Source organism: Ligilactobacillus pobuzihii E100301 = KCTC 13174 (genome assembly GCF_000349725.1).
GTDB lineage: Bacteria > Bacillota > Bacilli > Lactobacillales > Lactobacillaceae > Ligilactobacillus > Ligilactobacillus pobuzihii.
The window spans coordinates 25,714-32,180 of record NZ_KB714688.1; the positions used below are offsets into that span (position 1 = coordinate 25,714).

The following is a 6,467-nucleotide window of genomic DNA, read 5'->3' on the forward strand; positions in this document are numbered from 1 at the left end:
TTTCTCCTTTATAATGTTAAATACTTTTTATTTCGGCTTTTGCCGTTTTATCAAAATTTAATAACCTGTGTTCCAACGGTCAATCCGCCACCAAAACCACTTAAAACAACAATTTGGCCACGTTCAACTTGTTTATTTCGAACTAATTCATCGAGTAATATTGGTTCACTACCTGCAGAAGTATTACCGTACTCATCAATGTTAATGGGAAATTTAGCTAAGGGCTGCTTCATTCGCTTGGCGATCGACCTCACGATCCGCGCATTAGCCTGATGTAAAACAAAGAGATCCACATCCGAAACGTCGATACCTGCTTTTTGACATGCTTCATCGATCGTCTCAGGAACAGCGTGTGTCGCAAATTTATAAACTGCCTGTCCATCCATATCAAAGGGATGAAGTTGTGTTCTTTCTAGTGGTGGAAATTCAACTAATGGTCTTGTTTGACCTGCAGTTAATTTCTCATGCGAATCACCATATGTTTTTAAAACGCTGGCTAACAACGCGGAATCTTCTGCTTGATTATTTTCTAGTAAAACACCACCAGCACCATCACCAAACAACACCGCCGTTTTACGATCAGTCCAATCGATTACTTTCGATAAAACTTCACCGCCGATCAGCATTGCCCGCATCGATTTTTGATTAGTTAGAAATTGTGTCACGATATCAAAACCATAAACAAAGCCTGAACATGCTGCAGAAACATCAAAACAAACGGCACTATTTGCCCCTATTTTTCCCTGCACAATTGCCGCTGTCGCGGGCGTATATGAATCAGGTGACATAGTTGCAACAATGATCAGATCTAAAGATCCTGCCGACCATGTACTTTGTTCTAACAGCTTCTTAGCAACTTTTAAACAAAGATCAGAAGTATTCTCGCCCACACTGATATGCCTTTTTTTGATACCTGTGCGCGCCGAGATCCATTCATCTGAAGTGTCCATTATCTGGCTCAATTCGTTATTAGAGACCGTTTTTGCTGGAACATAACTGGCTGTATTAACGATCTTAATTTTTTCCATTATGTTTTTTCTCCTGATAATCAAGAATATTCATCCATAAAGCCCTCCAGATTCCGTAAAGCTTGCAAGATCACACCAACCTCTTCGCCATTAAACCCTTGTAAAAATTGTTTGACTAATTTTTCATGAAAAGCTGCGTGTGCACGATATTCGACTCGTCCTTTCTTAGTTAAGCCAAGTCGAACAACTCGACGGTCATCTTTTGAACGGATCCGTTCAACATACCCCTTTTTGACCAAACGATCGATAGTTGACGTCAGCGTTCCAGGGGTCAAGTGTAATTCTTTAGCCACCTGTGAAGCTGTTTTGTGCTCATACATCGAAATAGCATTGATAGCGTGCATTTCTTGAATAGTAAGGTTATTAAATTGACTTTTTCTCAATTCACTTTCTTCGATCCGTAAAATATTGGAATAAATTTTCACCAATGAATCACTGATCTGTTGATAATCTGCACTCATCGCCTTATCGTCCTTTTTTTGTTTGGCATTCAAACAATTTGGTGGTCAAAATATATAAGACACTCAACGCACTTATTACACTTTTTGGCCTGTTTCTTCGACAACAAACATCAACTCTGCACTACATGCCACCTTATTAGCGACACGCGCGATGGTTTCCACGATCCCAACGTTGGCACGTTTTTTTGCCATCTTGATCTCAAGTTTTAAAACATCACCTGGGCGTACCTTTTCGCGAAATTTAGCATCCCGCACTGATCCTAAATAAGCCGTTTTCCCGACAAATTCAGGTGATTTCAAAATTAAAATCGAGGCTGCTTGTGCCAAAGTTTCAATGATCAAAGCACCAGGCATTGTAGGATCACCAGGAAAATGTCCCCTGAAAAAGGACTCATTGATCGTCACGTTTTTAGTCGCTACGATCCGCTGGCCTGGTTCAAGCTCATCCACATAATCGATATAACAAATCGGATAGCGGTTAGGGATCAGATCCATAATTTCTTGAGCACCCATTATTCTCAAACTTGCCACCTCACTCAAAAAGTATTTCGAACATCAAATTATTCGATGAAAAAATCATATTACAGCAAATCAGAAGTGTCAAATATTTATGGATAACTAATATCTAAGTTTTTAGTTATCAAAAATATTCCGTAATATTTCGCTAGAAACGTGTCCTTCCAGTATCCACGAATTTAATTATTACCATAATATCAGTGTTTTCTTGATATCCATCTTCATAAATAAGTTATAGTTATATAAACAAATGAATTATAGTAACTCCCGAATAATTTTATATTTTAGTTTTAATTTACTTTGATTCCCAAAATTCTCATCAAATTATAATCTTTCTTGGTTGAATTTAGACATTTTTATAAAAAAATGCGCAAGTTTTTTTACTTGCGCACTCGTTGATCAATGTTAAAATGTTTTATTTTAAAGGGCCGATAAAAATCCAAGAGCTCCAGCATAATTAGGTTCGTTTGTCATCTCAGGAACTAGCTCTTGATACAAGATTGTTCCATTTTGATCCACGATCCAAATACTACGTGCATCTGTTGTATTATCAGCCACAAATAAACCTGTTTTGTTTCCAAACTCCTGGTCCTCATCTGAAAGAAGTTCCATATTCGAAACCCCTTCAGCAGCACACCAATCTTTTTGTTGGGCTGGAGAATTTGTCGAGATCGTGTAGAAATTTATATTGGAAAACTTATCAACTTCTTGATTGAATTTTTTTGTAGAAATGCTGCAAACTCGTGTTGTAATGTCAGGTACGACACTAAAGAGTGCTGGCTTATCTAAGAGCTCGTTCAACTGAACTTTTTTACCTTCAGCTGTCGTAACTGAAAAGTTAGGCATCTTTTCCCCAACTTTTTGTGGCTCTCCACTGGTTTGAAGTGGCTTATCATGACGTGTGATCTGCATTATATTCGTCCCTTTCTTAATAAAATATTCTATCACTGATTCTATCAAAAAGTAGCCACTAACTAAAGAATAACAATAACTTTCATCAATAAAAGTGAGACAAAAGATGCTTGCAAGCCGATTTGTATCGATAATTGTATTATTTTGAGCCGTAGCAAAGTGTTGGACCAGAATAACACAATCTTGTTACAGGACGGCTTCAATCCTTTGTAACACGTTTAAGAGAGCGGGCAAAAGTCGTTTTGAAGCCGGCGTGTAACGACGTTTACGCCATTTTTGGCCGTAGCAAAGCGCAGGACAGGAATGGCGTAAATGGCATTACACTGAGGATTCAGGCTTTTGAAACGCGTTTATGCTATAAAAAATTACAAGCGATAATTTGATTATTTTTAGCAAAAGAAGAGACTGGAACATTGTTTTGTCCCAGCCTCTTTTAGGCTCGCGCAGCTAGTTATGTTTCAGCTGCGTATCTTAATTATTCTTCTGAGTCATCAGTTTCGTCAGATTTAGTATCATCATTTGCTGGTGCTTCTTCTTTTGTTGAAGTTTTATCATCAACATCAGCTGTACTGTCTTCTTTAGTATCTGAAGCAGGTGTTGCTGATACTGTACCAGCACTTTCAACTACCTTACCAATAGCGGTACGATTGAACACTAGGTAAACTCCATCGCAATCCAATGTCACAGATTTGTCTGCTTCATCGATACTATCGATCACACCATGTAAGCCACCAATTGTAACAACAGAATCTCCCTTTTTCAAGGCATCCATCATTTGCTTACGTTTATCCTGTTGTTTCTTTTGTGGGCGGATCATCATGAAATACATTAACCCAATAAATACTACAAAAATAATAATTGTTGAAAGGCCGCCACCTGCGCCGCCTCCTGCACCAAGTAAATACATTAAACTCTCGCTCCTATCTTAATATCCACTATTAACTCTATCAGAAAAAATATATTCTGACTACCTATCTCTAAAAAAAACTAAAAGTTTTTTGGATTTGCAACATTTAACCCATACTGTTCAAAAAATGCTTCCTTAAAGTCCAATAATTCATCATTTTTAATTGCTTCACGAACTTGTTTCATTAAATTTATAAGGAAATACAAATTATGGTAACTCGTCAAACGCAAACCAAAGGTTTCATCTGCCTTAAAAAGATGGCGCACATAAGCACGTGTGAAATTACGACAAGTATAACAATTACAATTTTCATCGATTGGGCGGAAATCACGCGCAAACTTAGCGTTTTTGACTACTAAACGACCATGAGATGTCATACAAGTACCATTTCTAGCGATCCGTGTTGGTAAGACACAGTCAAACATATCGACTCCACGGATCGCACCATCGATCAATGCATCTGGCGAGCCAACACCCATCAGATAACGTGGCTTATTCTCCGGTAACATTGGTGTAGTAAATTCCAAAACATGATTCATCTCAGATTTAGATTCACCCACCGATAAGCCACCAATCGAATATCCTGCAAAATCCATCGCTGTCAAATCACGTGCACTTTGCTGACGTAATTGCTTATGGCCACCACCCTGCACGATTCCAAACAAGCCCTGAGTCTTTGGGTTTCGGTGAGCATTTAACCCACGTTCAGCCCAGCGCGAAGTCCTTTCGACTGACTTTTTAATGTAATCATAACTTTCAAAAAATGGTGGGCATTCATCAAAACTCATCATTATGTCGGCACCTAAATTATTTTCAATATGGATCGCCTTTTCCGGTGATAAAAATAATTTAGCTCCATTCAAGTTACTTCGAAAATTAACCCCTTGTTCATTAATATCGCGCAACTTAGCCAATGAAAAGACTTGAAAACCACCCGAATCAGTTAAGATCGGGCGATCCCAATTCATAAATTTGTGTAACCCTCCAGCCTCAGCCACCAAATCGTCACCTGGACGTTCCCATAGATGATACGTATTTGATAAAATAATTTGGGCATTCATTTCTTTTAATTCCTCTGGAGATAATGATTTAACTGTAGCTTGTGTCCCTACCGGCATAAAAATTGGTGTCTGGATCGTACCGTGTGGGGTAGTGATTTCACCCAAGCGTGCTCCAGTGTGCTTTTCTTTTTTAATCAAACGGTATTTTATCGCCGCTTCACTCATTCAAAATTCATCCTATCCTAGCGCAGCTTCCTGCACTAAAAACAGGAAATCGCGCAATTTTATTATTTATGATCTATAAAATGTATGATTCATAGTCTAATCATGAGTCTTAAAAAATCATATCTAACAACTTGCCTTGTTTAAAACACAATAAAGCGTTACAAACGATTCATATCTCACCTTATGACCATCTTTTCTTCTGTCTTAGTAAATAAACATGCAATCGCCGAAACTAAAGAAGCGATACCTTTCTTCAACTGCGTGTTTATATGCGTTCAAAATGTTGTCACGTCCTGTAAATGATGCAACCAACATGACTAATGTTGATTTTGGCAGATGGAAGTTGGTAATAAATGCTTGCACAACTTTCCAATCATAGCCTGGCTTCAAGAAAATATCTGTCCAACCACTATCAGCCTTAATATCACCACTAAACTTAGTACCAATGGTCTCTAATGTACGAATAGTCGTTGTACCAGTTGCAACGATCTTACCGCCATTTTGACGAACTTTATTCAAAGTTTGTGCTGACTTTTCGCTTAAGCTATAAAATTCACTATGCATTTTGTGATCTTCAATATTTGCTTCTGTTACCGGACGGAAAGTACCCAAACCAACATGCAATGTTAAATAAACTAATTTAACACCTTTATCTTCGATTTTTTGTAACAATTCCTTCGTAAAATGCAAGCCAGCAGTTGGTGCCGCAGCTGAGCCAATTTCTTTAGAATAAACTGTTTGATACATTTCTGGATCATCCAATTTTTCTTTGATATATGGAGGTAAAGGTGTTTCACCAAGTCTTTCAAGAACTTCCATGAAAATACCATTATAGTGAAATTCGATCATCCGACCGCCATGTTCTAATTCTTTAGTAACTGTCGCAGTCAGTTCCCCATTACCAAAGGAGATCTCAGTACCGACCTTGGCTCTTTTAGCGGGTTTAACTAATGTTTCCCAGTTATCCCCTTCAGTATTGTTTAACAGCAAAACTTCCAAATGACCACCAGTTGCCGGTTTATTACCATAAAGGCGTGCCGGCATTACACGTGAGTCATTCATAACTAATGCATCACCCGGATTTAAACGATCGATCACGTTATAAAAATGATCATCTTCATATTCACCACTAACATGGTTTAAAACCAACATCCGTGACTCGTCACGTTTCTTTAATGGTGTTTGAGCGATTAACTCTTGGGGTAATTCGTAATCAAAATCTTCTGTTGTTAAGTGTTCTTCAGACACTACTAATACCTTCTTTTCAATAATTTTTTTGGTTATTTGGTTCGATCCCCAAATGGGAATATGCAGCGCGTGTCACCATCCGACCTCGTGCTGTTCGCTTGATAAAACCGATCTGCATTAAGTATGGCTCGATCATATCTGCCACTGTATCAGTTTCTTCACCAATATT

General features: G+C 38.2%; 8 protein-coding genes. All 8 read right to left on the reverse strand.

Features of this window, described 5'->3' with window-relative positions; translation table 11 throughout:
* Positions 1-50: 50 nt before the first annotated feature.
* Positions 51-1,028 carry a beta-ketoacyl-ACP synthase III gene (locus tag LACPOB_RS0102825; RefSeq protein WP_017867320.1) on the reverse strand — a complete coding sequence of 326 codons (978 nt, stop codon included), beginning with the start codon at positions 1,026-1,028 and terminating at the stop codon, positions 51-53.
* Between the two features lie 20 nt (positions 1,029-1,048).
* Entirely contained in the window at positions 1,049-1,489 is a 441-nt protein-coding gene (locus LACPOB_RS0102830; RefSeq protein ID WP_017867321.1) for a MarR family winged helix-turn-helix transcriptional regulator, read from the reverse strand.
* 75 nt (positions 1,490-1,564) lie between these two features.
* A complete protein-coding gene (gene fabZ, locus LACPOB_RS0102835) occupies positions 1,565-2,011 on the reverse strand; it encodes a 3-hydroxyacyl-ACP dehydratase FabZ (RefSeq protein WP_026142716.1) in 447 nt (148 codons plus the stop codon).
* A gap of 414 nt (positions 2,012-2,425) precedes the next feature.
* Positions 2,426-2,917 (reverse strand): thiol peroxidase, encoded by a 492-nt coding sequence (tpx, locus tag LACPOB_RS0102840; RefSeq protein WP_017867323.1) that lies wholly within the window; start codon positions 2,915-2,917, stop codon positions 2,426-2,428.
* A gap of 475 nt (positions 2,918-3,392) precedes the next feature.
* On the reverse strand, positions 3,393-3,824 hold the full coding sequence (yajC, locus tag LACPOB_RS0102845; RefSeq protein WP_017867324.1) for a preprotein translocase subunit YajC: 432 nt from the start codon (positions 3,822-3,824) through the stop codon (positions 3,393-3,395).
* 80 nt (positions 3,825-3,904) lie between these two features.
* A complete protein-coding gene (gene tgt / locus LACPOB_RS0102850; RefSeq protein ID WP_017867325.1) occupies positions 3,905-5,050 on the reverse strand; it encodes a tRNA guanosine(34) transglycosylase Tgt in 1,146 nt (381 codons plus the stop codon).
* A gap of 204 nt (positions 5,051-5,254) precedes the next feature.
* Complete coding sequence (gene queA / locus LACPOB_RS0102855) at positions 5,255-6,298, reverse strand: tRNA preQ1(34) S-adenosylmethionine ribosyltransferase-isomerase QueA (protein ID WP_017867326.1); 1,044 nt, start codon at positions 6,296-6,298, stop codon at positions 5,255-5,257.
* Positions 6,299-6,314: 16 nt separating this feature from the next.
* Positions 6,315-6,467: Holliday junction DNA helicase RuvB C-terminal domain-containing protein (locus tag LACPOB_RS12940; protein WP_040532668.1), on the reverse strand; the 153-nt coding region annotated here is incomplete at its 5' end.